A 23,453-nucleotide genomic window follows, 5' to 3' on the forward strand; every position below is an offset into this window, starting at 1 on the left:
ATTAAAGACAGGGGAACGGACAAGTGAGGCTAGTCCGTTCTCCTGTCTTGTGGTAATATCGAGTTATGATTAAAGATATAGACAGAATAAAAACTGCATTAGAAAATGGTCAGGGTGCGGAGTCGACCTCTAAGAGCTTTGGCGTCCTGATTCCTATAATCGAGACTCCGCGTGGCCTATCGGTATTGTTTGAGGTGCGCGCCGCAAGCCTGAGACGTCAGCCAGGAGAGATCTGTTTTCCGGGCGGCAGCACCTTGGATGGCGAGTCGACCACGGCTGCTGCTATAAGGGAGACGAGCGAGGAGCTCCTCATCGAGATGTCGAGCATTGAGGTTGTCAAGGAGCTCGACGTCATCAACGTGTACTCCGGCGGTATTCTGAGACCGGTGGTTGGACTGCTTAGGAGTTTAGAAGGCTTTGACGGTGCTGATGGCATTGGTGTTGGTGATACCGACGGGGGCGAGAGACTTGCGTTTTCAGCTGACGAGGTCGCCGAGGTCTTTACTGTGCCGCTGTCGTTTTTTCTTGAGCATGAGCCGGATTACTATGACATAGAGATGAGGAGTTTTCCTACTGCAGACTTCCCATACGATAAGATTCCGGATGGGGAAGACTACCACTGGGACATCGGGCACCGAAGCGTGTGCTTCTATACATATAGGGATAAAACTATCTGGGGATTGACAGCGGGGATTATGCACGACTTTGTCAAGAGACTTAAAAGAGGTGGATACTGTTAGCCCCCCCCTGTAGTGTAATCAGCTGCTTATCCGATAACTTCCGTTTTATATATGTAATCATTTGCATGCACTCTTCACATATTGAGGATAAATATTATGTTATAATAATTCAAGTCAAGAAAAGGGGGTGATTCGTCACCCTGTTTTCTTTCTGACTGATTTCAGATAATGAAGGAATCAAGAAAGGCTGATATGAACGCAAATTCAAGCTCAACAAATTTAATTTATAAATTATATTTGTTCAATACAGCTGACCGTATTGCGGCAATTGCGATTGCTGTGTTTGTTGTGCTGTTTTTTGCATCAAGCACCGTGCTTGCAGGTACTTCACTGCCCAAGACCCCGTCCGGCAGAGAGGATTACTACAAATTCCTCGGAATTGATGTGTCCGAATGGCAGGGTGATATAAACTGGAATGGCATCAAGGCTGATGGTGTAGACTATGCTTTTATCAGAGCAGGTGCAACCACGTCTTCGAGCTTTGATCTCAAGGAGGACAGAAAATTCGATATAAATATGCAGGGCTCCGGGAGCGCAGGAGTTGCACGGGGATTGTATTGGTATTCTCAGGCGACTACAGAGGAAGAGGCTGTGGCTGAGGCCAAGAAATTGGTTGCACAGGCGAAAAAATATGATGTCGAATTACCGCTGGTGATGGATCTTGAATTCTCAAACGGGAGATTTGATAAAGCATATAATTCATGGCGTGCCAGGGGCAGTGCGTATGCAAGACAGAGGATGACATCAGTAGCTGAAGCCTTCCTTTCATATTGTCGTTCGCAGGGTTATCCTGCCTCTATCTATCTGTCGACTTCGCTGGCAGGAAGCTTTTCCGGGGTAGACACTAAGAGCCTCGCGGATAACTCGTACGAAGTATGGGTTGCGCACTACTCAAACGAACTGTCGGCATACCCGGAGTACAACGTATGGCAGTTTACAAGTACCGGACGTATGCAGGGGATCAAGGGAAATGTTGACTGTGATGCGATGTATGTGGATAAGTCTGCTCGCAAAGCCGGAAACCCGGGACTTGATGCCGAACCTGCCAACACCATGGTTCGCTACACCGGTGCGCCTGCAACGACGAACGTGAATGTATCAGATAATGGCAAGGCTTTGACCTTGAATAAGGACTACACGGTTTCCTATATGAACAACAACGGCAAGGGTACGGCGTATGCACTGATCAAGGGAAAGGGTACTTATGTAGGTTACACCGAGGTGTTTCCATATCAGATTGGAGATGAAGAGCTGCTTCACTCTGCAGATCTCGAGCCTTCGCAAGCGGTTACCGGCATCAAGAACGGCAAGACGTATGTTAAATTCACAGCAGCTGGTGGTGATGTAGACGATTATAGAATCGAATACAGGAATGATGATTCGGAGGAATGGAAAGCTGTCAGGACTGGAGGTAAGGCGGAGTATGCACTCGATGGCCAGTATAAACAGATTAGAGTTTCTGCTGTTGTCGGCAGACAGCTATACGGTATGGCGTTGCCGGATAACTCTCAAAAGTATGAGATTATAGATGGTTCGGTTGAGTCTGACTATAGACTTGGCGGCAAGGCGCTATGCAATAGGGATAAATTCAAGAAAATCAATAAGGAGGTAAGTGAAGATGTCGTTATCTAAGAGCAAGCATCCGCACAAGAGTTACACTCGGCGCCAGAAGCTGCTCATCGGGCTGTTTGTTTTTATAGTAGTCGATATCGCCCTATTCACTTTCACTGTAACCAGATACAACGGATATGACCTTATCAATTCGCGCAAATATGTTGAGTTTAAGATGCCTAAGGACAAATCCATGTCGGCTCGGCAATGGCAGGCGCTCGTCAAGAATGCAAAGGTCAACAGGTATCCCAAGACTCAGTTGACAAGGGAGATTGCCCACATCAAGAGCCAGTATGAGAAACGTATCAAAGAATACGACATGACTTTTAAAGAGTACCTCAAGGAAGCAGGGATGAATGAAACCGCGTTCAACAATCAGATAACAGAGATGGCAAAAGAGAATGTCAGAGATAAGCTGGTTCTTCATGCTATTGCAGATAAGAAGGGGATCTCGGTTAGCAAGGCTGAGCTTGAGAAGGCAAAGAAGGGCTTGCTCAAGGAGAAAGGAGTCAGCTCGGAAACAGAGTATAAGAAGCTGACGGGGGAGACAATCAACGAGCATGTCAAGGAGATAGACCTTGAGTCTAAGCTGCTGTATGCCAAGATAGTTAAAAAATAGGGCTTTAGCACTGTTAAATACCGCAAGTCCCGCAATTCGAGGAGGAGATGAAAATCTCCCCTTTTTTGTTGAAGCTCAACCTCATACGAAATGAGGACTGTATTTTGAAATTTTAATGACTTTAATATGCGCTGTGGAGAAGCATCAGGTTGTCAAACAGCTTGAGCTTAGTAAAATACAAGAAAAATGCAATCTTAATTTTTATTTAATAATTTCTTCTCTTGCATTTAAGGGTGTTTGTTTAATATTTATTCGAACATTGATTAATTGGAGGTATGTTATGGACATCCTGGCGAAGATTAAGAGTACGGCAATGGAATCGCCTGACAGACTGGTATTTAGCTCCAGGGCAGGACAGATGACATATGGGGAACTATGGGAGAAATCTTCATCTTTGGCTAATTACATCGAGAATAGACTTCGTAACAGAGAGCCGATCATGGTGTACGGTCATAAGAGTCCGGATATGCTTGTCTCTTTTCTTGCATGCGTCAGATCCGGACATGCATACTGTCCGGTCGATATTGGCAATCCTCCGGAGAGAGTTAGCGATATCGCAGATGCAGTGGACAACGAGATAGTAATTGTCCCGCAGCATGAGGAGCTTCTTGAGATAAATTCTAAATTTGAGATAGTCGGCAGAGAACAGCTGGACGATATATTTGCCGGGCACGCTGCATATGGCGGCCTGGAACCTGTTTCCGGTGATGACACATATTACGTCATCTTCACTTCCGGAAGCACGGGCAAGCCTAAGGGTGTTAAAATTCCGGCCGATGCTCTGAATAATTATCTGAATTGGTCGGTAACGCTATCTGGTGGTATTCCGGAGGCAACGAGATTTCTCAATCAGGCGCCGTTCTCGTTTGATCTATCTGTTATGGATCTCTATACAGGGCTGGCGACCGGTTCTACAATCGTTGCGCTTGACAAGGGGCTTCAGCAGGAAATGCCGGAGATGATGAAGTACATCTCAGCAGCTGAAGTTGAGTATTGGGTGTCAACGCCGTCATTTGCGGATATGTGCCTCGGAGAAGCTGAGTTTAGTTACGAGAATTTCGGAAGCATCAAGGCATTTCTGTTCTGCGGCGAGGTGCTTACCAAGGATACAGCTAAGCAGCTTAGATGCAGATTCCCGGATGCCAAGGTTATCAACACGTATGGCCCTACAGAGTCAACGGTTTGCGTAACAGAGGTGGATATCACCGATGAGGTCATCGCAGAGGCCGGTGCTCTGCCGATCGGACTTCCTAAGCCCGGTACTGATATAAGGATTGATCCGGAGAGCAGTGAAATGATTATCGTCGGAGATTCGGTAAGCTCAGGCTACTACAAGGATAAGGAAAGGACTGATCAGGTTTTCTTTATGGCTGAGGCCGGTACCTTGAGTGATAATCCCAAAGCAATGATTAGAGCGTACAGAACCGGAGATACAGGCCATTATGATGAGAACGGGATGCTGTTCTGCGACGGAAGAATTGATAATCAGATTAAGCTTCACGGATACAGAATCGAATTGGGAGACATCGAGTCTAACCTGGCAAATATAGACGGAGTAGCTGCTGCTGCTGTTATACCGAAGAAGCATGAGGGGAAGGTTATTAATCTGATAGCGTTTGTCGTGAGAGAAGGAAATGAGATTTCAGACGACTATAGTGGCAGAAAGTATGTAAGAGAAGCGCTCAGAGATCTGCTTCCAAGCTACATGGTTCCTAAGCGTGTCAAATTTATCGACAAGATGCCATTGACCAACAACGGCAAGGCCGATAGAAGGAAATTGGAGGAATTGGTGTAAATGCAGCTTTTTACAGACAATAGTTTCTTCATCTGGCTCGCAGTCCTATCAATTCCTGCTATATATCTAGGCTGCAGGGAGAAGTCGCTCAAATGGTATGGTTTGTTTGTAACACTCGTGTTCATCTGGCTAGCCATGGGCAGCAATCTGACAGCACTGTGCAACCTGGCAGCGTTCACGATTATCGAATATGCAGTGGTTCACACATATCTGACTATTCGAACCCGCAAGGGTCGAGTGACGTGGCAGTACAGGATCTTCCTGCTGCTGAGCATAGCACCGCTGACAATATATAAGCTGCTGGGACTGATTGGAAATAAATATCATATATTTGCATTCCTCGGATTGTCATATATGACATTCAAGGCAGTCCAGATGGTAATAGAGATATATGATGGAGTAATCAAGGAGTTTAAGACTTCCAATTTCTTCTACCTTATGCTGTTCTTTCCGACTGTTACTTCGGGACCAATCGACAGGAGCAGGAGATTTGACGAAGACATAGATAAGGTTCTACCCAGGGCGGAGTATCTGGAATTGCTGGGAGAAGGCATATACAGGATCCTCAAGGGCATGATGTACAAGATAGTAATCGCAGCCGGATTCTACACCGTTATGAACTATTTCGGCACAGGCGGAACATGGTACTCGATTGCAATATACTTCTACACATACGGATTCTACTTGTTCTTCGATTTTGCGGGGTACAGCTCGATGGCAATAGGAGTCAGCTACATCTTTGGAATCAAAACGCCGGAGAACTTCAATGCGCCGTTTGTCAGCAAGGATATCAAAGAGTTTTGGAATCGTTGGCACATGACACTGTCGTTTTGGTTCAGAGATTTTCTGTTTTCGAGAGTGACGATGAGCCTTGTCAGAAGCAGAAAAATCAAAAACAAGATGGCGATCGCTTCGGTGGCATTTATGATAAATATGTTTGTTATGGGTGTATGGCACGGACTTGAGTCTAACTATATCGTATACGGACTGTATCACGGCGTACTGCTTTCGCTGTGTGAGATATTTCAAAAGAAATCGAAGTTCTATAAGGCACACAAGAAGGATAAATGGTTCATAGCTCTCTCCTGGTTCATTACCTTCAATCTGGTAATGCTTGGATTCTTCATATTCTCAGGTAGGTTGGGAATTCTGCTATTCAAGAAATAGGGAGAAGAGAACGCTTCGATGTGTGCGATAAGAACGGATGTCGGAAAATGAACTAACAATATTAATTGAATAATTTTAAAGAAAGCTAAACAGGAGGAAATTACAATGAGAGAGAAGCTACTGGATATTATCGAAAACATTTGCGGAGATGAGATTGTAAAGGAGAACCCGGATATCAATCTGCTCGAAGAGGATCTGATCGATTCACTTGACTATGTTAGTCTGTTGCTCGACATCCAGGATGAGTATGGGGTGGTGTTATCGCCGTCCGAGTTCACAAGAGAGCAAATGGATACACCTAATAAGATTATTGAGACAGTTTCAGCAAGAATTCTAGGAGAATAGGTCAGGAACGAAGATAAGATGAAGAAGATCAACTCGTTTGTAGCGGCGCTGTTGCTGCTAGCGATGTTCACATTCGTGGTACATTTTGTATGCGCTAATAATGATCTCAGGGACAAGACAGGGCGTTTCGGTACTTGGTATAACACGTATAAGGATCTGTCCTACAACGCGTTATCGCAAAATCTCAATAAGAATTCGGTGCTGGTGCTCGGCTCTTCGGAGTTTAGGCATGGCCGCAAGTCGCAGTATCATCCCGGAAATCTATTCCGGAATACAGATATAAATCTCGTAACTGTGGGCGGTCCATTCAATCAGACTCTGTTCCACACAGTTGCACTTGGTTCGCTTCAGCCTCATCTTAAGAGCAAGAAGGTCGTGCTGCTCATATCGCCAACCTGGTTCAAGAAAAATGGCGTCAAGAAGAGCGATTATGCTCTCAGATTCTCAGAGACTGAGTACTTCGCTTTTATGGAAAATAAAAATATTCCACTCGAAACCAAGAGGTACGTAGCAGAGAGAAGCGAGATGCTGTTATCCAAGAATAAGAGTCTACAGGTTAAAGCACGCATGATCAACAGGGCCAACCTGGACTTCAAGCCGGGTTTACTATATGGCTTTGAGAGACGTCATGCGTTTGATAAGGACAAAATCACTATTGGTGCATCTATGCGTTTTGCCATGAGGGATAAGAAGCCTCCCGCAAACTTTGTCAGGTACGGCTCCGCAGGCTTTAATTGGCAGCGTTTGCTTGAAAATGCACATCAGGATAGTATCGGCAAGGCAGATAACCCGTTCTATATGAGCGATCGCGTATGGAGAAACAAGTTCCGACAGGTTTATCCTAAGATGAAGGATGCTCACGCCGGAGAAAGCTATGAGAGGTCGCCTGAATACAAGGATTTAGAAGCGTTTCTGCAGGTGGCAAAGGCTAATAATATTCAGGTTAAACTGATACTGCTACCAGTAAACGGCAGATGGTACGATTATACCGGACTCGGTGCAGAAAAACGTGCAGTTGTGGGTCAGAAGGTAGAGAGAATCGCGGGTAAGTACGGTGCTGACTTCACGAATCTAACGGGATACAGCTACAATAAGTATATAGTGTCAGATGCAGTTCATCCGTGGAATGAAGGTTGGGTAAGAATAAATGAGAAAATCGCAGAATTCATTAATAAATAAGATTTTGACTGGAATATCGCTGAAATACACGTTATATATGTTCTTGTTTATGGCTTTGCTGTATATATTTTCATTGTTTGGAAGTATGCTCAGCAGCCCGACATTTACGTATGCAGAGTTCTAGGCAATTTTAGCGAATTGTATAGGGTAGTGTTGTACGATAAGGCTGGATTTACCCTTGGTGCTTGCAAATGCGCAGCGAATATCGCAGCGCATCGCATGGTGCCGGGGTACTTTATTTACAAATAGACATCCCAATATCAATCAGCTATAATCATTAAATATCTGATTAAATAATATACGATTGGAAAGGTGAGGAATGAACAAAGTCCTGGGCATAGCAGAAAGTATAATTCGCGGTATTGAGAACGGTGATGAGCTTGCAGCTCAGCCGTTTAAGGTTATGGAACGGCACATATATGATTCGTTCGGATCTGTCAGCTTTGGTGATGAACCTGACGAATCAGAGACAGCAATGCGCAATAACATACTTGCTCTCGGTAACAATCTCGAGTTCATGAGCTGGTTGCTGATGAACGGGTATGAGGGCAAGTTCAAATGTATTTACATAGATCCGCCATTCTTCACCAGATCGAAATACGATGCGACTGTTACGATCAAGGGCAGCGACGGCAAGAACCGTAAGGTTAAACATCTGGCGTACGATGACACGTTCGATCGTAGCATAGAACAATACGTCGAGAATATGACCTCGCGGCTAGTGATGATGAAAAGGCTGCTAGCTGATGATGGACTTATTTGGGTGCATCTGGACTGGCATTCGGCGCACTACGTCAAGCTGGTGATGGACGAGATATTCGGGTATGAGAACATGCGCAATGAGATTATCTGGAAGTATAAGTCCGGAGGCAGTGCCAAGACACATTTCTCCCGTAAACACGACACAATTCTGATGTACAGCAAGTCGAGCAAATATTATCTGAATGTTCCCAAGGAAAAGTCATACAACCGTGATTTCAAGCCATATAGGTTCAGGGGAGTTGAGGAGTATCAGGACGAATATGGATGGTATACCCTTGTAAATATGAAGGACGTATGGAGTATAGATATGGTGGGCAGGACTTCCGGCGAGAGGAACGGTTACGCTACACAGAAGCCGCTTGAGCTGATGATACGGATTATCAGTTCCTGCACAAAGAGGGGTGACCTGGTTGGCGATTTTTTCTGCGGATCCGGATCCTTTCTCGAGGCTGCTAACTCGATGGGCAGGATGTGGATAGGCTGTGATATTGAGAATCTGGCGCTCGGAACGGCCAAAAAGAGGCTTGATGCGTGCGAGTCAAACTACCTGTTCTACGGAAATGGGGAAGAACATACATACCGTACAGATGCAATAATCAAAATAGTCAGAGAGGATGAATTGGAGAACGGCAAGAAGCTTTGCTATGCTAAGCTGATGGCATTCAGACCGGAGCTTGAGATTGGATACGTGCAGCACAAGGATCGCGATCTGTTGGAAGCGGCATGCAGGTCAAATCCGGAATCATTAATTGACTACATCATGATAGACCCGGATTATACAGGTGAATTTTCCGCAGAAATCAGCGTTACAGATGACTATGACGACATAAGGTTCATATCCAGGGGCAATGTCGCATACATAGTTGTGGATGTCTTTGGGAAGGAGTATTTGGTAAAGTGAAAATGAGAGCGTGAGACTTATGGCAGACATGCACGAAGTCAAGAAAGCCGTCGCTATGGTCAAAATTTACCCGGCGGTGGCGATTATCGAATCCAAGTCAGATGAAAACGCAAATTATACCCTGACCGGCCTCCGCTGCACGTGTCCGGCGGACTTACAGTCGGAGTATGGTCTCACGCTCCGATTTTGCTATTTAGTCAATTTCTTTTCGAAGTTTCCGTATATGTGTGCGCCCTCAGTGACTATTACGAAAGCGTCTGAATCAACTGATTTGACAATATCTAACAGCTTGTTTACTTCGTATTTTGAGATAATCGTAATTATGACGTTTGAGGTCTCTTTAGTATAAGCGCCAGTTCCGGTCCAATTGGTAACACCTCGCTTCAGCTCTTTCATGATTGCCTCTTCAACACCGGGCTTTTTGGTGAATATCATAGCCTCCATATTGATGTTCTGTATATGAACACGGTCGAGCGCAATTGCCAGAACTGTCGTATATATAAGTGAATAAGCGACTATTTCAATGTTGAAGAGGAACAGACAGATAATATAGACTCCGATGTTGATCATGATACTGATCTTACCGACGCTGTGGTTGGGATTGAGCACCGACACTATTACTCCGATTATATCCTGTCCGCCCTGCGAACTACCGGCTCTAAGCACCATACCCGCGCCGGTTCCCGCTACTACTCCGCCGATGAGGCATGCAGTGAGGTAGTCGTTGAAAATTGGCTCTTCTGGAATCGGCATTATTCCGAGGGCAACCGAGCATAGCGTGATCGATACTACGGATGTGATGCAGAATTCTTTGTCGACAACCTTGTACGATACGATCAGAAGCGGTAGGTTCAACAGGAAGTAAAGTATGCCGACTACATCCAATCCGGGGAGAACAGGAACGTGAAGCACGTTTACAAAAAATAGCCTCAACAGCTGTGCCATTCCCGTAAATCCACCGTTATACAGATTCATCGGTGTAATTATCACATTTACGCCGATTGCGAATATTACGTTACCCGCGAGCATCCATCCCAGGTAGTGTAGCAGATACTGTTTGCGAGGAGATAAGCTTTTGTATAGGTTCAAGGTAAACCTCCCGGATAATTAGTATATGATAATTATGATACTATCTGTTGCCGGGAAAGTTCAATAATTTATTGTGTGTAATTGAGAAAACACCTAAGAATTGTTCATGTGATATAATCAACATCATCCATAAAGGGGAAGCAAGTAAATAGAATGACAAAGGTTAATAGCAGAGTTGTTGATTTGGAAAATGGGAATATCACCGGAGCTCTGATGGCGCTGGCGTTGCCAATCATGGGATCAATGCTCATTCAGATGGCGTATACGCTGGTTGACACTGCTTGGGTGGGCCTGCTGGGAAGCAACGCAGTCGCAGCAGTTGCAACAGCAGGTCAGATCATTTGGATTGGTCAGGGTGTAGCTATGATACCGCAATTCGGCGGACAGATACTGACCGGAAAAGAATTGGGCGCGGCAAACCTTCATGGAGCACGTAAAATCGCCTCTGTGGCAATAAGGCAAGCTGTAATTTTCATGGTTCTGTATTCATCAATAATATGTGTATTCAGAGGAAATTTTATCGGATTTTTCCATCTGAATAACCGATCAACTATAGCCATGGCACATGTATATACACTTATAGTAGGCATAGGTATGCCGATTTACGGGCTTAATACGGTTATAAACGGTCAATTTACATCGATGGGTGATAGTAGAACTCCTTTGTATTTCAACAGCACAGGCGTTGTGATCAATATGCTGCTGGATCCGATTTTAATGTTTGGAGCCATCGGATTTCCTCGTCTAGGAGTCTATGGTGCGGCCATAGCAACTGTATTATCGCAGCTGATAGTTCTGATACTTTATATTATCGCTATGATTAGAGATAATCATCTGTTTGTGGAGCTTGAGCTGCTGGGGAGAATAGATGTTCGGGAATTTATGAGGATTTTTAAGCTGGGTATTCCTCCTGCGCTTCAGACTGTCTTCTTTGCTCTTGTAAGCATCGTTATCTCCAGAATAGTTGTCAGGTATGGTGATTCCGTACTTGCAATTCAGCGTGTTGGCGGAATGATAGAATCCGTAACATGGATGGTGGCCGACGGATTTTCACTTGCTATGACGAGCTTTACCGCAAGAAATTTCGGAGCAAAAAAAGGCAATCGTATTAAAGCCGGATATAGGTCGGCCATTCGCATGATGATATTGTATGGAGCTATCATATCAGCTGCTTTTTTGCTGTTTGCAGTTCCGATATTTCGGATTTTCTTGCATGAAGAAAATGTTGTTCAGCTTGGAGGAGTATACCTGAGGATTCAGGCTATCTCACAGATTTTTATATGCCTGTCGGCAATTTCATGCGGTGCATTCAACGGATTAGGTGAAACGAAGCTGCCGGCATACATCAGCATTGGAGCAAAAGTGCTTAGGATACCGCTCGCATTGGTATTTATACATGTCGCTAATTCTATAACCGGAGCGTGGTGGGCGCTGACATTGACATCTGTTTTAGAAGGTGCACTAATTGCGTTCTTATTCTACAGACATTTACAGAAAGGGATTAATTATGACAGAATCTGGAGATAACAAAATCATGTCGTCACGATACCTGATTGGCAGATTTGTACCGTATTTCAAGCCGTATCTGGCAATTTTAATTTTCGATCTTGTTTGTGCTTCGTTTACGACGGTGAGCGATATAGTGCTGCCGCTGTTAATCAGATACATAAGTAACGTTGTTGCAAGCGATTTCGCATCATTTACGTCCGGCCTGATCATCAGGATTGCTATGATTTATGTAGTACTTAGAGGCGTTGATGTTGTCGCGAACTACTACATGCAGAACACCGGACATGTGATGGGTGCCAAAATCGAAACAGACATGCGTCGCGATCTGTACGAGAAGTGCCAGAGTCTGTCGTATTCGTATTACAGCGAGAATAAGACGGGACAGCTCATATCGAGAATCACCAGCGACCTTTTTGATATCACTGAGTTTGCACATCACTGCCCGGAGGAGTACTGGATTGCCGCTCTCAAGATTGTGCTTGGATTTGTATTGCTTATCAGAATCGATACTACACTTACAATTTTGATGTTTGCAATCATTCCGATTATGATTGCTGCAACCTACGCTTTTCGCAAGAAGATGCGCCGTGCATTTAAACTGCAGAGGGTCGGGCTCGGCGAGATAAACTCCCATGTCGAGGATAGTCTGCTTGGTATCAAGGTGTCCAAATCCTTTGCAAATGAAGACTACGAGCAGGAACGCTTCGAGGTGGATAACTCGCGGTTCCTTGATGTAAAGGCCGTCGGTTATAAAGCGATGGCAGGATTTAGAGGAGTGACTCGAACCTTCGACGGCTTGATGTATATTGCGGTAATCCTAGTGGGCTCGTTTGAGCTAAAGAACGGCAGAATCACCACCGGTGATTTCATAGCTTTCCTCATGTATGTAGGAGTGCTGCTGGAGGCTGTGAGGAGAATCGTAGAGTTTACCGAGCAATTCCAACGCGGAATGACCGGAATTGAGAGATTCATAGAGGTGATGGACGAGCCGGTCGAAATCGATGATGCCCCGGACGCAGAGGAACTGCCAAGGCTTACGGGTGAGATAGAATTTAAAGATGTTACGTTTAGATATAATGACAGTGAGGATATCCTTAACGGGATTAATCTCAATATCAAGCCGGGTGAGAACGTCGCCCTTGTCGGACCGTCAGGGGCAGGTAAGACCACATTCTGCAACTTGATTCCCAGGTTCTACGATGTTACAGACGGTAGTATTGAAGTCGACGGCCATGATATTAGGAATGTGACATGCAAATCGCTACGATCCCAGATAGGAATGGTGCAGCAGGATGTATATTTGTTCTCGGATACTATCGCGGGGAATATCGCTTACGGCAAGCCGGGTGCGAGGATGGAGGAGATAGAGAAGGCTGCAAAGCTCGCGGGAGCAGATGATTTTATCAGAGAGATGTCAGACGGATATAACACGAGCGTCGGCGAACGCGGCATGAAGCTTTCCGGAGGACAGAAGCAGAGGATTAGTATTGCCAGGGTGTTTCTCAAAAATCCACCTATACTTATCCTCGATGAGGCTACTTCAGCGCTGGACAACGAGAGCGAGATGCTGGTGCAACAATCGCTTGCCGAGCTGTCCAAGGGCAGAACTACTATTACAATTGCTCACAGACTGACGACGATCAAGAATGCAGATCGCATCCTCGTGCTCAATCAGGACGGAATTGCTGAAGAGGGGACACACGATGAATTGATAGAAAAGGACGGAATCTACGCAAACATGTACAGGATGTACCAGCTGTAGATAAGTGTGAATTTCGAGCAGAACAGCGAATTAGTCATATCCCGGTAGGATGTGACGGGGCCGGTTTTGCTCGGTTTTTTAAACACTAAATTCCTATATGAATAATAGGAAAAGGCTTGATTGATTGTGTGCAATATGTTATTCTTCTGTTGTAGGATAAAATACTCAAGATGCAAGGAGAGGAATGGCACATGATTGTTTCAACAAAAGGTCGATACGCTCTTATGGTCATGATTGATCTTGCAAACCACGATAACGGAGGATATATCTCGCTTGCGGACATATCGGAGCGCCAGAAGCTGTCGATGAAGTATTTGGAGAACGTAGTGTCTATGCTCAATAAAGGAGGTCTCCTACGCAGCTTTCGAGGCAAGAAGGGTGGTTACAGGCTGATAAGATCTCCTGAGGATTACAACATAGGGGAGATTCTCCGCATCACCGAGGGCAGTCTTGCTCCGGTTGACTGCATCAAGTCCGGTGAGGTTAATTGCGGCAGAGCTGATTCGTGCGTCACGCTTCCGCTATGGATCGGGCTTGATAAGGTTATCGATGAGTATCTGGACAACATCTCGCTGCAGGATCTGATAAGCGGTAACGTTGACAAGCTGATGTAAGATCAAGACGCGTAGAATCAATGCTGTTCGCAGTCGCTGCTAATTCCTATTGACTTAGTAGGGATTAGAGGTCTATAATAGCGAATGTACAGATGACTAAATTTAACACTGGGGAGGGAGCTATGAAAGTTTACGCAGACAATGCGGCAACAACTTATCTAAACGATGTCGCACTCAATACACTGCTGGATTGTCTCAAGAATTACAACGGCAATCCTAACAGTCTTCATACAGATGGGCAGGTCGCTCAGGAGAAGCTGGATGAATCCAGAGCTAAGGTGGCTGAGGCTATCAACGCTGCCAAGCCTAATGAGATTTACTTCACTTCCGGCGGAAGCGAAGCAGACAACCAGGCACTGATTTCGGCAGCTCGCGGTCTTGTTAAGAAGGGCAAGAAGCACTTGATTTCGCTCAACATCGAGCATCATGCTATCCTTCACACTTTGGCAAAACTGGAGAAGGAAGGCTTTGAGGTTACACTGCTTAAGCCACAGCCTAACGGCATCGTAGATGTCAAAGATGTGGAGAATGCAATCAGAGAGGATACAGCACTCGTATCCATTATGTTTGCTAACAATGAGATGGGAGCGATTCAGCCAATTGCAGAGATCGGAAAGCTGTGCCATGATAAGAGGGTTTTGTTCCACACAGATGCAGTTCAGGCAGTAGCACACCTGCCGATAGATGTACAGGCAATGAACATTGATATGTTATCTATGTCAGCACACAAGTTCCACGGACCTAAGGGTGTTGGGGCTCTCTATGCCAGGAACGGCATCAGACTTATCAACGTAATCGAAGGCGGAGCTCAGGAGAGAGGCAAGAGAGCCGGTACAGTTAACGTTCCGGGCAACGCCGCCCTCGCTGCTGCACTGGAGGATGGAGTTCTCCATATGGAGGAGAATGCTCGCAAGACGGCTGCGCTGAGAGACCGACTTATTAAGGGCTTGTCAGATATTCCTTATTCGCAGCTAAACGGCGACCCTGTAAAGAGACTCCCCGGAAATGTAAATTACTCGTTTGAAGGAGTTGAGGGAGAGTCGTTGCTGCTCGCTCTGGACATGTATGGCATCGAGTGTTCGTCCGGTTCCGCTTGTACAAGCGAATCGCTCGACCCGAGCCACGTTCTGGTAGGAATGGGAGTTCCTGTAGAGGCAGCTCACGGATCGCTCAGATTCAGCCTCAATGAGGAGAACACAGAGGAGCAGGTTGATTACATCATAGAGAAGGTTCACGAAGTGGTTGAGCACTACAGAAAGCTATCGCCATTCTGGGACGAACTGGAGAAGGGAGAGAGAGAACATGTTATACAGTGAAAAGGTGATGGATCATTTTCAGAATCCAAGAAACGTTGGTGAAATAGAGAACGCAGACGGCATCGGTGAGGTTGGCAACCCAACATGTGGTGATATCATGAGAATGTACCTCAAGATTGATAACGATATTATCACAGATGTTAAGTTCAAAACATTCGGATGCGGATCTGCAATTGCATCAAGCTCGATGGCTACAGAGATGATCAAGGGCAAGAACATCAAGGAAGCTCTTGATTTGTCCAACAAAGCTGTAGTCGAGGCTCTTGACGGACTTCCGGCAAGAAAGATTCACTGTTCAGTACTGGCTGAGGAGGCAATCAAGTCCGCACTGGTAGACTATTACGAGAAGAACGGTCTTGAACTTCCACCGGAGATTAAGGACTTTGAGCCGACTGAGGAATAGTGATATATTGCCGCAAGGAAAGTGACAATATAATATTAACAGCAAAAATTTGCAGGGGATTTTAACACACCTTCACATAGTGTGAACCAAAAATGTTATACTACTACCGATTAATGCAGAGTTTATCTGAGGAGGAAATAACATAATTGGAGGGACTATGACTACTGCAATTAAAGGCGGAAAGATTTATAAAGCTGGTGAATTCGTACCTAACGAATTGCTTGTAGTTGATGCTCCTGAGAAGGCCGGTCTGAGATCCGAAACCGGTAGTGATTTTGATTTCAAAAGAGTTATCAATGCTGATAACTCTTTTATTTTGCCATCATTCTGTGATGTGCATGTTCATTTTCGCGAACCGGGTCAGTCGTACAAGGAGACTATCAGCACAGGCAGCATGGCGGCAGCGCACGGCGGCTATACGACAGTGTGTACAATGCCTAACCTGAAGCCGGCTCCATCGACGATGGACACTCTTAGAGTCCAGCTTGAACTAATCGAAAAGGACGCTGTTATCGAGGTTGTTCCATACGGAACTATAACCATGGAGCAAAGCGGCAGGGGCAAGCTTTCCGACATGAAGGCACTGGCACCTCATGTGTGTGCTTTCTCTGATGACGGCAGAGGTGTTCAGGCAGATGGACTAATGCGTGAGGCAATGTATCAAGCCAAGGAGCTCGGCAAACTGATAGTTGCCCACTGCGAGGATGAGTCACTGCTTAATGAAGGCAAGGTCAGAGAGAGCGAGTGGAAGCAGATTGAGAGGGATCTCAAGCTCGCTGATGAGACCGGGGCAGGTTATCATGTATGCCATATTTCCTGCAAAGAAAGTGTCGAGGTCATCAGAGATGCCAAGAAAAGTGGGGTTGATGTGACCTGCGAGACTGCGCCACACTATCTGATATTTGATACAAGCGACGTTGAGGATTACATAGCCAGATGTCCGGAATACGGCGGCAGATTCAAGATGAATCCGCCAATCAAGGACAAGGCAGACAGAGAATCACTGATTGCAGGCGTGCTGGACGGAACAGTGGATATGATAGCAACTGATCATGCACCGCACAGTGCCGAGGAGAAACGCCGTGGATTTGCCAATAGTTCCAACGGAATCACGGGTTTGGAATGTGCATTTCCTGCACTTTACACATACTTGGTTAAGACTGGTGTAATGAGCCTGGAGCATCTGTTGCACATGATGTCCGTTGCACCAAGAGAGAGGTTTGGCCTCAAACAAAACGGCTGGACCATGGTGGATTTAGAACATACCTACAGGGTAGACAGCGAGGACTTCCGCTCTATGGGAAAGTGTACGCCTTTCTATGGACATATACTGAATGGCAAGGTGCAGATGGTGATAATGGAAGGCAACACAGTATACGAGAATTTGGAGAGATAAAATGCGCGATTTACGAAGCGAAATCCTTGAGAACAAACAGCTCGCCGATGGAATATACAAGATGACTCTCGAAACTCCAAAGTCCGAGTTCGCTAAACCCGGGCAGTTTGCCATGGTTGAGGTTCCTGAAAAGTTCCTCAGGAGACCGATCTCTGTCAGCAGCTACGATAGCGACAGGTACACGCTTATATACAAGGTTGTAGGCGGAGGGACCGAGATTCTGAGCAAGATGGAGCAGGGTGAACACGTCAGGAGTATCACGGGGCTGGGGAATGGATACAATATCGATGATATCACTGATGGAGCATATATAATCGGTGGCGGGATAGGTATCCCGCCCATGCTCGGACTGCTAAAGACAATGGTTATGTCAGGCAAGTCCTGTAAGGTTATACTGGGCTATAATTCCGCTGATGAGATGTTTATGTTTGATGATTTTCAACAGCTTGCCGATGATATAACGGTAATGACGGCGGATGGATCATATGGGCAAAAGGGCTTCGTAACCGATGCTTTTAGCAGTTGTGAGTATGCTTGTGCCTGCGGACCGCTTCCGATGCTGCGGGCATTGGATCACAAGGTTGAGCATGGCCAGTTCAGCCTTGAGGCGCGCATGGGTTGCGGTTTTGGTGCCTGCATGGGATGTTCGATTAGAACAACGGATGGAAGCCGCAGAGTGTGTAAGGAGGGACCGGTATTTGATAAGGAGGTTCTAAAATGGGAAAAACTGTAACCAGGGTTAGTCTGGCCGGAATCGAACTCAAAAATCCGGTAATGCCGGCAAGCGGCACCTTTGGATACGGTCAGGAGTACAAGGATCTGTTTGATCTCAACGTGCTGGGTGGAGTTGTAACCAAGAGCGCTACGAGGGAGCTCAGATATGGCAACAATTTGCCGCGTATTGCAGAGTGCACGAGCGGTATGCTCAACTCGATAGGACTCCAGAATCCTGGCATTGACCACGTTGTCGAGGTGGATTTGCCTGCCCTCAAGGAAATTTATCAGGGTCCGCTCATTGTAAATATCAGTGGGTTCAGCACCGAAGAGTTTGCTGAGGTTGCGTCCAAGATCGACGCGTCGGGATATGCCGATATCCTCGAGGTAAATATCAGCTGCCCTAATGTAGAGCATGGCGGATCTGCATTTGGAGCTGATCCGAAAGCTTCGGAGCGAATCACGAGAGCCGTGAGAGCTGTTACTAAGCTGCCTGTTTTTATGAAGCTTACACCTAATGTTACAGATGTAACCGAGATAGCAAGGGCTTGCGCAGCCGGTGGTGCAGATGGAATCAGCATGATCAACAACTTCAAGGCTATGCGAATCGATCTCAGCACCGGGACAACGGTGACTGCCATGAAATACGCAGGTCTGTCCGGACCTGCAATCAGGCCTATCGCACAGCGCATGGTAAATGAAGTGTTTCACGCAGTAAAGCTTCCGATTATCGGTATTGGCGGTATCCGGACGGCTGATGACGTGCTTGAAATGATTATGTCGGGGGCTACGGCTATCGAGATTGGTTCGGCCAATCTGATCGATCCATGGACGATGCCTCGCATAATCAGCGAGCTGCAGCCGAGGATGGACGAGCTTGGGATCAAGAGTTTGGAAGAGATAAGAGGGGTGGTATAGATGAAGCCGGAGATAATAATTGCACTCGATTTTCCGACTGGCAAAAAGGCACTTTCGTTCCTTGATCTGTTTGAAGGAGAGCAGCTCTATGTCAAGGTGGGCATGGAGCTTTTCTACAGCGAGGGACCTTCGATTGTCAGAGCAATAAAGGCTGGAGGCCACAAGGTTTTCCTCGACCTCAAGCTTCACGATATTCCGAATACAGTTAAGAGTTCTATGAAGGTGCTCGCTTCGGTTGGTGCTGATATGGTTAACGTGCATGCTGCAGGTGGAATCAGGATGATGAAGGCTGCTGTAGAGGGACTGGAGGATGGCTCAACCGGTGCAGCGAGACCTGAGATTATCGCCGTAACTCAGTTGACTTCAACTGATCAGGAAACTATGAACAGCGAGCTCAAGATCAACGGAGAACTCAGGGATGTCGTGCTCGCATACGCTAGAAATGCTCAAGAAGCAGGCTTAGACGGTGTGGTATGCTCGGCGTGGGAGTCTGAAGAGATTCACGCAGGGACTTCAGACAGCTTCATAACCGTCACACCCGGCATCAGACTTTTGGGAGATGCCAAGGGCGATCAGAGCAGAGTTGCAACACCTGCGAGAGCAAAGGAAATGGGATCAGATTATCTGGTGATTGGCAGGAGCATTACCAAGGCGGATGACCCTGTTAAAGCATATAGAATATGTATGGAGGAGATTAATAATGACTAATTCGGACAGCAAGTCTAAGCAGATTGCAGAGGGACTGCTCGGGATCAAGGCGGTATTCCTGAGACCGAACGATCCGTTTACATGGGCGAGTGGAATCAAGAGCCCAATCTACTGTGATAACAGACTTACACTCACTGCACCGGAGGTGAGGGATGTCATTGAGCACGAGATGGCAAGAGTGATTGAGGAAAAGTATCCTGAGTGCGATGTTGTCATGGGTACAAGCACGGCCGGAATTGCTCATGCTGCAATCTCTGCGCACATCCTAGGCAAGCCAATGGGATATGTCAGAAGCAGTTCCAAGACTCATGGACGTAACAACAGAATCGAGGGAAAGCTCGAGGTGGGCGAGAAGGTTGTGGTTGTTGAGGATTTGATTTCAACAGGCGGATCCTCAATTGAGGTTGTAGAAGCTCTACGCGAGGCCGGTGCCGAGGTGCTTGGCGTAATCAGCATATTTACCTATGAGACTGCCAAGGCAGACAAGAACTTCGAAGCAGCCGGTGTTGAGAAGCTCAGCCTGTGCACAATCAGTGAGCTGATGGAGACAGCTGTAGCGGAAGAGTACGTAACAAGCGAAGAAGGAAAGGGAATAATCGAATGGCTAAGAGAGATTTAATTAACATTACTGATCTCAACATTGATGAACTCGATAAGCTGCTGGCGCTGGCCAACGACATCATAGAGTCGCCTGAGAAATACCGGGACAAGTGCACACATAAGACGCTGGCAACTCTATTCTATGAGCCGAGCACTCGTACCAGACTCAGCTTTGAGTCTGCGATGTATGGGCTGGGCGGCAATGTAATCGGCTTTTCTGATGCCAATTCCTCATCAGCTTCTAAGGGAGAAACCGTGAGTGATACTACGAGGGTAATGGAGTGTCTGGCAGATATAATTGCAATGAGACATCCTAAGGAAGGTGCGGCCCTTGTCGCTGCAAATTCCTGCAACATACCGATTATAAATGCGGGTGACGGAGGCCATCTGCATCCATCGCAGACTCTCACCGATCTGCTGACGATTTTACGTAACAAGGGGCGCCTCAAGAATTTCAGGATTGGATTTTGCGGGGATCTAAAGTTCGGCAGAACTGTGCATTCACTCATACTTGCTCTACTCAGATATGAGGGGATCGAGTTTGTGCTGATCTCGCCCGAGGAACTGAAGCTTCCATCATACAACAAAAACGCTATGGATGAAGCAGGCGCAAAATGGATTGAGACTGCTTCTTTGGAGTATGCGCTTCCGGATCTCGATGTTCTGTACATGACAAGAGTGCAGAAGGAGAGGTTCTTCAATGAAGAGGATTATGTAAGACTGAAGGACACATATATCCTCGATGAGCAGAAGCTGGAATCCGCCAAGGACGACTTGGTTATCATGCATCCGCTGCCTAGAGTAAACGAGATTTCCGTCGAAGTGGATAATGATCCAAGAGCAAAGTACTTCGATCAGGTTAAAAACGGCAGATACGTGAGAATGGCGCTTATTCTCATGCTGCTGGGTATTGAAGGAGGTCTGAGATAATGAATATTGATGGTGTAACAACCGGTATTGTACTGGATCATATCGCTGCCGGTAAATCCATGCTTATATATAATCTGCTTCGACTCGACAAGCTGGACTGCAGCGTTGCGATTATCCAGAATGCGAAGAGCGGTAAATATGGTAAAAAGGATATAATCAAGATCGATCAGATTATCGATCTGGATTTCGACTTAATTGGCTTTGTAGATCCCCATATTACGGTCAATATTATCAAGAACAGCAGTCTCCATTCCAAAAAGCATATGAAACTGCCTGAACAGCTTATGAACGTAATAGAGTGCAGGAATCCACGCTGTATCACGTCCACAGAGCGTGGCATAGAGCAGAGATTTAGACTTGATGATCCTAAAAAGAGAATTTACAGATGTGAATATTGTGATACAGTTCATCAGGGCGGTATTAAATTCTAAAGCTTGTTCCGGCGCCGGTAACGTTCGGAATATCAGTGTAGGCATGAGCTAAACTGCATCACGATGTGCTATAATAGCACTTAATATACAGATAATTTTCTAGGGGGACTAATGATGAAGATCATTCTTTTGGAGCCACTTGGCATTTCCGAGGATACCCTGCAGAGGCTTTCGAGCACTCTCACCGAGCAGGGACATATTTTTAAGGCATACGACAGTGTAGCAACTGATACAGATGAGCTGATACAGAGAGCAGAGAACGCAGATGTCCTGATTATTGCTAATCATCCGCTGCCCGGTGATGTTATCAGAGCCGATCAAAGCCTTAAACTCGTATCAGTTGCGTTTGTCGGCATAGACCATGTTGATGTAGAGGCTTGTAAGGAGAAAGGCGTGCTCATCTCTAACACAGGTGGGTATTGCGACGATGCGGTTGCAGAGCTTGCAATAGGTCTGACTCTGGACTGCCTCAGAAATATCACAGAGTGCGATGCCGCAGTACAGGCAGGCCATGGCAAGGGAAGCCTCGCAGGTCACGAATTAGCCGGTAAGACAGTCGGAATCGTGGGCACAGGTGCAATCGGCCTGCGGGCGGCTTCAATTTTCAAGGCATTTGGATGCAAGCTCATCGGATATAACAGAAGTGAGAAGACAGCAGCCAAGGCTCTGGGACTCGAATACATGTCACTTCTCGACGTTATGGCAAATGCGGATATCATCTCTGTTCATACTCCGCTCACCGCCGAGACTAAAGGGCTGATCGGAGAGAAGGAAATTGCCGCAATGAAGCATGGTGCTATCATCATCAATACAGCCAGAGGGCCGGTTATAGAGACCGAGGTGCTTGCAAGGGCTCTCAGAGAGGGCAAAATAAAAGCCGGACTTGACGTATTTGAAAATGATCCGCCACTGCCGGCAAATCACCCGCTAATCGACGCACCTAATCTCGTATGCACTCCACACGTAGGATTCGATACCATAGAGTCAATTGATAGGCGTGCTGAGATGGTGTTTGAGAATGTAACAGCCTGGATGGGTGGTAATCAGATTAGAAAGATGCTCTAAGCGAGGCGTAGTCGCTTAAATTCGTCGGAACCTGGCGTTCCGCAGGAGGTGCTCATGTCGGTCATAAGTAGACGCTCAATCAAGGTGCCGTTTGTGGCATTGCTGATAGTGGTATTTGGATTTGCCCTGGCAGGTTGCTCATCCGATCTGCGCGAATCTGATATAAATGATTTGTATGCCCACCCGGAGGATTACAAGGGTAGAAGGATTGCGAATCTCACGATGCAGGTTGTCGGAGTGGACAAGAAGGACGGGGAGGTGCAGCTTCGGGCCTTTGAGAATATTCGCAAGACTGAGCATCCGACGCTTGTAATTGTTAAAGATGCAGATGTGGATTATCAAGAGTATGAATTTATCAAGGTCAAGGGTAAGGTTGCGGGCAAGGTGAAGGTAAAGGACGAAAGCGGCAGTAACGTGACTGCCGTGCAAATTCAAGCTGAAAAGATTTCCAAGATCAAGTCAACCGATGCTTTCCCGGCTGAAGACACCGTGAGAGTCGATTCGATGATCAAGAAGAATGGTGTAACTGCAACCATAAAGAAAATAGATTTTACAAAGGAGTCCACGAGGGTATATCTGTCAATCAAGAACAGAACTGACAAGCGGGTTGAGGTATATCCCGATCAGAGTCTGATAGAACAGGATAGCAAAGACTACGAGGCAGATATGGGCAACTACTTCTATGAGGATGTCCAGCTTAGCAACACCGTAAAAGCCGGAGAGACGATCACCGGAGTGGTGGTATTTGAGAGAATTGATCCTAACCTGCCATTTACCTTTGCGTTTGAAGGTGCCGATCACAAACATAGCGAGTTTGAGATATCATTTAACTTTGCAAAACAGTAAGCTGTCGTCACGGCGATATCAGCAAGGTAGAGG

23 protein-coding genes are annotated in these 23,453 nt (G+C 46.2%); 22 read left to right on the top strand and 1 reads right to left on the bottom strand.

Annotated elements, in window-relative coordinates; translation table 11 throughout:
* The first annotated feature begins 65 nt into the window (after window positions 1–65).
* The 8 genes from HMPREF1152_RS05140 to HMPREF1152_RS05175 all read left to right on the top strand — a co-directional run bounded on the left by HMPREF1152_RS05140 (window position 66) and on the right by HMPREF1152_RS05175 (window position 9,119).
* Complete coding sequence (locus HMPREF1152_RS05140; protein WP_009644091.1) at window positions 66–740, top strand: NUDIX hydrolase; 675 nt, start codon at window positions 66–68, stop codon at window positions 738–740.
* A gap of 168 nt (window positions 741–908) precedes the next feature.
* Window positions 909–2,372 (top strand): GH25 family lysozyme, encoded by a 1,464-nt coding sequence (locus HMPREF1152_RS09025; RefSeq protein ID WP_009644088.1) that lies wholly within the window; start codon window positions 909–911, stop codon window positions 2,370–2,372.
* Window positions 2,359–2,970 (top strand): trigger factor, C-terminal domain protein, encoded by a 612-nt coding sequence (locus HMPREF1152_RS05150; protein WP_009644103.1) that lies wholly within the window; start codon window positions 2,359–2,361, stop codon window positions 2,968–2,970. The genes HMPREF1152_RS09025 and HMPREF1152_RS05150 overlap by 14 nt, the downstream gene beginning before the upstream one ends.
* Window positions 2,971–3,250: 280 nt before the next feature.
* Entirely contained in the window at window positions 3,251–4,765 is a 1,515-nt protein-coding gene (dltA, locus tag HMPREF1152_RS05155; RefSeq protein WP_009644097.1) for a D-alanine--poly(phosphoribitol) ligase subunit DltA, read from the top strand.
* A complete protein-coding gene (gene dltB / locus HMPREF1152_RS05160) occupies window positions 4,766–5,932 on the top strand; it encodes a D-alanyl-lipoteichoic acid biosynthesis protein DltB (protein WP_009644086.1) in 1,167 nt (388 codons plus the stop codon).
* Between the two features lie 105 nt (window positions 5,933–6,037).
* Complete coding sequence (gene dltC, locus HMPREF1152_RS05165) at window positions 6,038–6,277, top strand: D-alanine--poly(phosphoribitol) ligase subunit 2 (RefSeq protein WP_009644093.1); 240 nt, start codon at window positions 6,038–6,040, stop codon at window positions 6,275–6,277.
* A gap of 18 nt (window positions 6,278–6,295) precedes the next feature.
* A complete protein-coding gene (dltD, locus tag HMPREF1152_RS05170) occupies window positions 6,296–7,456 on the top strand; it encodes a D-alanyl-lipoteichoic acid biosynthesis protein DltD (RefSeq protein WP_009644117.1) in 1,161 nt (386 codons plus the stop codon).
* Window positions 7,457–7,775: 319 nt separating this feature from the next.
* A complete protein-coding gene (locus tag HMPREF1152_RS05175; protein ID WP_009644145.1) occupies window positions 7,776–9,119 on the top strand; it encodes a DNA-methyltransferase in 1,344 nt (447 codons plus the stop codon).
* A 189-nt stretch (window positions 9,120–9,308) separates the two neighbouring features.
* On the opposite strand, the gene HMPREF1152_RS05180 is transcribed toward HMPREF1152_RS05175, so the two are convergent.
* On the bottom strand, window positions 9,309–10,208 hold the full coding sequence (locus HMPREF1152_RS05180) for a YitT family protein (RefSeq protein WP_009644105.1): 900 nt from the start codon (window positions 10,206–10,208) through the stop codon (window positions 9,309–9,311).
* A 153-nt stretch (window positions 10,209–10,361) separates the two neighbouring features.
* On the opposite strand from HMPREF1152_RS05180, the gene HMPREF1152_RS05185 reads away from it, so the two are divergent.
* From HMPREF1152_RS05185 to HMPREF1152_RS05250, 14 genes are all read left to right on the top strand, one after another.
* Window positions 10,362–11,735, top strand: coding sequence for an MATE family efflux transporter (locus tag HMPREF1152_RS05185; protein WP_009644148.1), 1,374 nt, complete (start codon window positions 10,362–10,364; stop codon window positions 11,733–11,735).
* Window positions 11,736–11,742: 7 nt separating this feature from the next.
* Complete coding sequence (locus tag HMPREF1152_RS05190; protein ID WP_009644056.1) at window positions 11,743–13,479, top strand: ABC transporter ATP-binding protein; 1,737 nt, start codon at window positions 11,743–11,745, stop codon at window positions 13,477–13,479.
* A gap of 191 nt (window positions 13,480–13,670) precedes the next feature.
* Window positions 13,671–14,093, top strand: coding sequence for an RrF2 family transcriptional regulator (locus tag HMPREF1152_RS05195; RefSeq protein ID WP_009644144.1), 423 nt, complete (start codon window positions 13,671–13,673; stop codon window positions 14,091–14,093).
* A gap of 122 nt (window positions 14,094–14,215) precedes the next feature.
* On the top strand, window positions 14,216–15,409 hold the full coding sequence (locus tag HMPREF1152_RS05200) for a cysteine desulfurase family protein (protein ID WP_009644135.1): 1,194 nt from the start codon (window positions 14,216–14,218) through the stop codon (window positions 15,407–15,409).
* Window positions 15,396–15,812: a Fe-S cluster assembly scaffold protein NifU gene (gene nifU, locus HMPREF1152_RS05205; protein ID WP_009644096.1), complete on the top strand. Its 417-nt coding sequence runs from the start codon at window positions 15,396–15,398 to the stop codon at window positions 15,810–15,812. Before HMPREF1152_RS05200 ends, nifU begins: the two co-directional genes overlap by 14 nt.
* 157 nt (window positions 15,813–15,969) lie before the next feature.
* Window positions 15,970–17,208, top strand: a complete 1,239-nt coding sequence (locus HMPREF1152_RS05210) for a dihydroorotase (protein WP_009644116.1) — start codon at window positions 15,970–15,972, stop codon at window positions 17,206–17,208.
* A gap of 1 nt (window position 17,209) precedes the next feature.
* The gene (locus HMPREF1152_RS05215) at window positions 17,210–17,941 is read left to right on the top strand and encodes a dihydroorotate dehydrogenase electron transfer subunit (RefSeq protein ID WP_009644081.1); all 732 of its coding nucleotides are present in this window, start codon (window positions 17,210–17,212) and stop codon (window positions 17,939–17,941) included.
* On the top strand, window positions 17,926–18,840 hold the full coding sequence (locus tag HMPREF1152_RS05220) for a dihydroorotate dehydrogenase (RefSeq protein ID WP_009644123.1): 915 nt from the start codon (window positions 17,926–17,928) through the stop codon (window positions 18,838–18,840). The genes HMPREF1152_RS05215 and HMPREF1152_RS05220 overlap by 16 nt, the downstream gene beginning before the upstream one ends.
* A complete protein-coding gene (gene pyrF / locus HMPREF1152_RS05225) occupies window positions 18,841–19,548 on the top strand; it encodes an orotidine-5'-phosphate decarboxylase (RefSeq protein ID WP_009644118.1) in 708 nt (235 codons plus the stop codon).
* A complete protein-coding gene (pyrE, locus tag HMPREF1152_RS05230) occupies window positions 19,541–20,167 on the top strand; it encodes an orotate phosphoribosyltransferase (protein ID WP_009644107.1) in 627 nt (208 codons plus the stop codon). Before pyrF ends, pyrE begins: the two co-directional genes overlap by 8 nt.
* A complete protein-coding gene (pyrB, locus tag HMPREF1152_RS05235; RefSeq protein WP_009644139.1) occupies window positions 20,149–21,078 on the top strand; it encodes an aspartate carbamoyltransferase in 930 nt (309 codons plus the stop codon). Before pyrE ends, pyrB begins: the two co-directional genes overlap by 19 nt.
* Entirely contained in the window at window positions 21,078–21,509 is a 432-nt protein-coding gene (locus HMPREF1152_RS05240; RefSeq protein WP_009644073.1) for an aspartate carbamoyltransferase regulatory subunit, read from the top strand. The genes pyrB and HMPREF1152_RS05240 overlap by 1 nt, the downstream gene beginning before the upstream one ends.
* 111 nt (window positions 21,510–21,620) lie before the next feature.
* Complete coding sequence (locus HMPREF1152_RS05245) at window positions 21,621–22,574, top strand: 2-hydroxyacid dehydrogenase (protein ID WP_009644053.1); 954 nt, start codon at window positions 21,621–21,623, stop codon at window positions 22,572–22,574.
* Window positions 22,575–22,628: 54 nt separating this feature from the next.
* Complete coding sequence (locus tag HMPREF1152_RS05250; RefSeq protein WP_009644058.1) at window positions 22,629–23,420, top strand: DUF4352 domain-containing protein; 792 nt, start codon at window positions 22,629–22,631, stop codon at window positions 23,418–23,420.
* Window positions 23,421–23,453: the final 33 nt, after the last annotated feature.

The sequence above is a fragment of the Mogibacterium sp. CM50 genome (assembly GCF_000293155.1).
Classification (GTDB): domain Bacteria; phylum Bacillota; class Clostridia; order Peptostreptococcales; family Anaerovoracaceae; genus Mogibacterium; species Mogibacterium timidum.

Excerpts from the sequence above, each read along its gene's own strand:
- HMPREF1152_RS05140 (WP_009644091.1), top strand. The coding sequence starts at position 66 with ATGATTAAAGATATAGACAGAATAAAAACTGCATTAGAAAATGGTCAG.
- HMPREF1152_RS09025 (WP_009644088.1), top strand. The coding sequence starts at position 909 with ATGAAGGAATCAAGAAAGGCTGATATGAACGCAAATTCAAGCTCAACA.
- HMPREF1152_RS05150 (WP_009644103.1), top strand. The coding sequence starts at position 2,359 with ATGTCGTTATCTAAGAGCAAGCATCCGCACAAGAGTTACACTCGGCGC.
- dltA (WP_009644097.1), top strand. The coding sequence starts at position 3,251 with ATGGACATCCTGGCGAAGATTAAGAGTACGGCAATGGAATCGCCTGAC.
- dltB (WP_009644086.1), top strand. The coding sequence starts at position 4,766 with ATGCAGCTTTTTACAGACAATAGTTTCTTCATCTGGCTCGCAGTCCTA.
- dltC (WP_009644093.1), top strand. The coding sequence starts at position 6,038 with ATGAGAGAGAAGCTACTGGATATTATCGAAAACATTTGCGGAGATGAG.
- dltD (WP_009644117.1), top strand. The coding sequence starts at position 6,296 with ATGAAGAAGATCAACTCGTTTGTAGCGGCGCTGTTGCTGCTAGCGATG.
- HMPREF1152_RS05175 (WP_009644145.1), top strand. The coding sequence starts at position 7,776 with ATGAACAAAGTCCTGGGCATAGCAGAAAGTATAATTCGCGGTATTGAG.
- HMPREF1152_RS05185 (WP_009644148.1), top strand. The coding sequence starts at position 10,362 with ATGACAAAGGTTAATAGCAGAGTTGTTGATTTGGAAAATGGGAATATC.
- HMPREF1152_RS05190 (WP_009644056.1), top strand. The coding sequence starts at position 11,743 with ATGTCGTCACGATACCTGATTGGCAGATTTGTACCGTATTTCAAGCCG.
- HMPREF1152_RS05195 (WP_009644144.1), top strand. The coding sequence starts at position 13,671 with ATGATTGTTTCAACAAAAGGTCGATACGCTCTTATGGTCATGATTGAT.
- HMPREF1152_RS05200 (WP_009644135.1), top strand. The coding sequence starts at position 14,216 with ATGAAAGTTTACGCAGACAATGCGGCAACAACTTATCTAAACGATGTC.
- nifU (WP_009644096.1), top strand. The coding sequence starts at position 15,396 with ATGTTATACAGTGAAAAGGTGATGGATCATTTTCAGAATCCAAGAAAC.
- HMPREF1152_RS05210 (WP_009644116.1), top strand. The coding sequence starts at position 15,970 with ATGACTACTGCAATTAAAGGCGGAAAGATTTATAAAGCTGGTGAATTC.
- HMPREF1152_RS05215 (WP_009644081.1), top strand. The coding sequence starts at position 17,210 with ATGCGCGATTTACGAAGCGAAATCCTTGAGAACAAACAGCTCGCCGAT.
- HMPREF1152_RS05220 (WP_009644123.1), top strand. The coding sequence starts at position 17,926 with ATGGGAAAAACTGTAACCAGGGTTAGTCTGGCCGGAATCGAACTCAAA.
- pyrF (WP_009644118.1), top strand. The coding sequence starts at position 18,841 with ATGAAGCCGGAGATAATAATTGCACTCGATTTTCCGACTGGCAAAAAG.
- pyrE (WP_009644107.1), top strand. The coding sequence starts at position 19,541 with ATGACTAATTCGGACAGCAAGTCTAAGCAGATTGCAGAGGGACTGCTC.
- pyrB (WP_009644139.1), top strand. The coding sequence starts at position 20,149 with ATGGCTAAGAGAGATTTAATTAACATTACTGATCTCAACATTGATGAA.
- HMPREF1152_RS05240 (WP_009644073.1), top strand. The coding sequence starts at position 21,078 with ATGAATATTGATGGTGTAACAACCGGTATTGTACTGGATCATATCGCT.
- HMPREF1152_RS05245 (WP_009644053.1), top strand. The coding sequence starts at position 21,621 with ATGATGAAGATCATTCTTTTGGAGCCACTTGGCATTTCCGAGGATACC.
- HMPREF1152_RS05250 (WP_009644058.1), top strand. The coding sequence starts at position 22,629 with ATGTCGGTCATAAGTAGACGCTCAATCAAGGTGCCGTTTGTGGCATTG.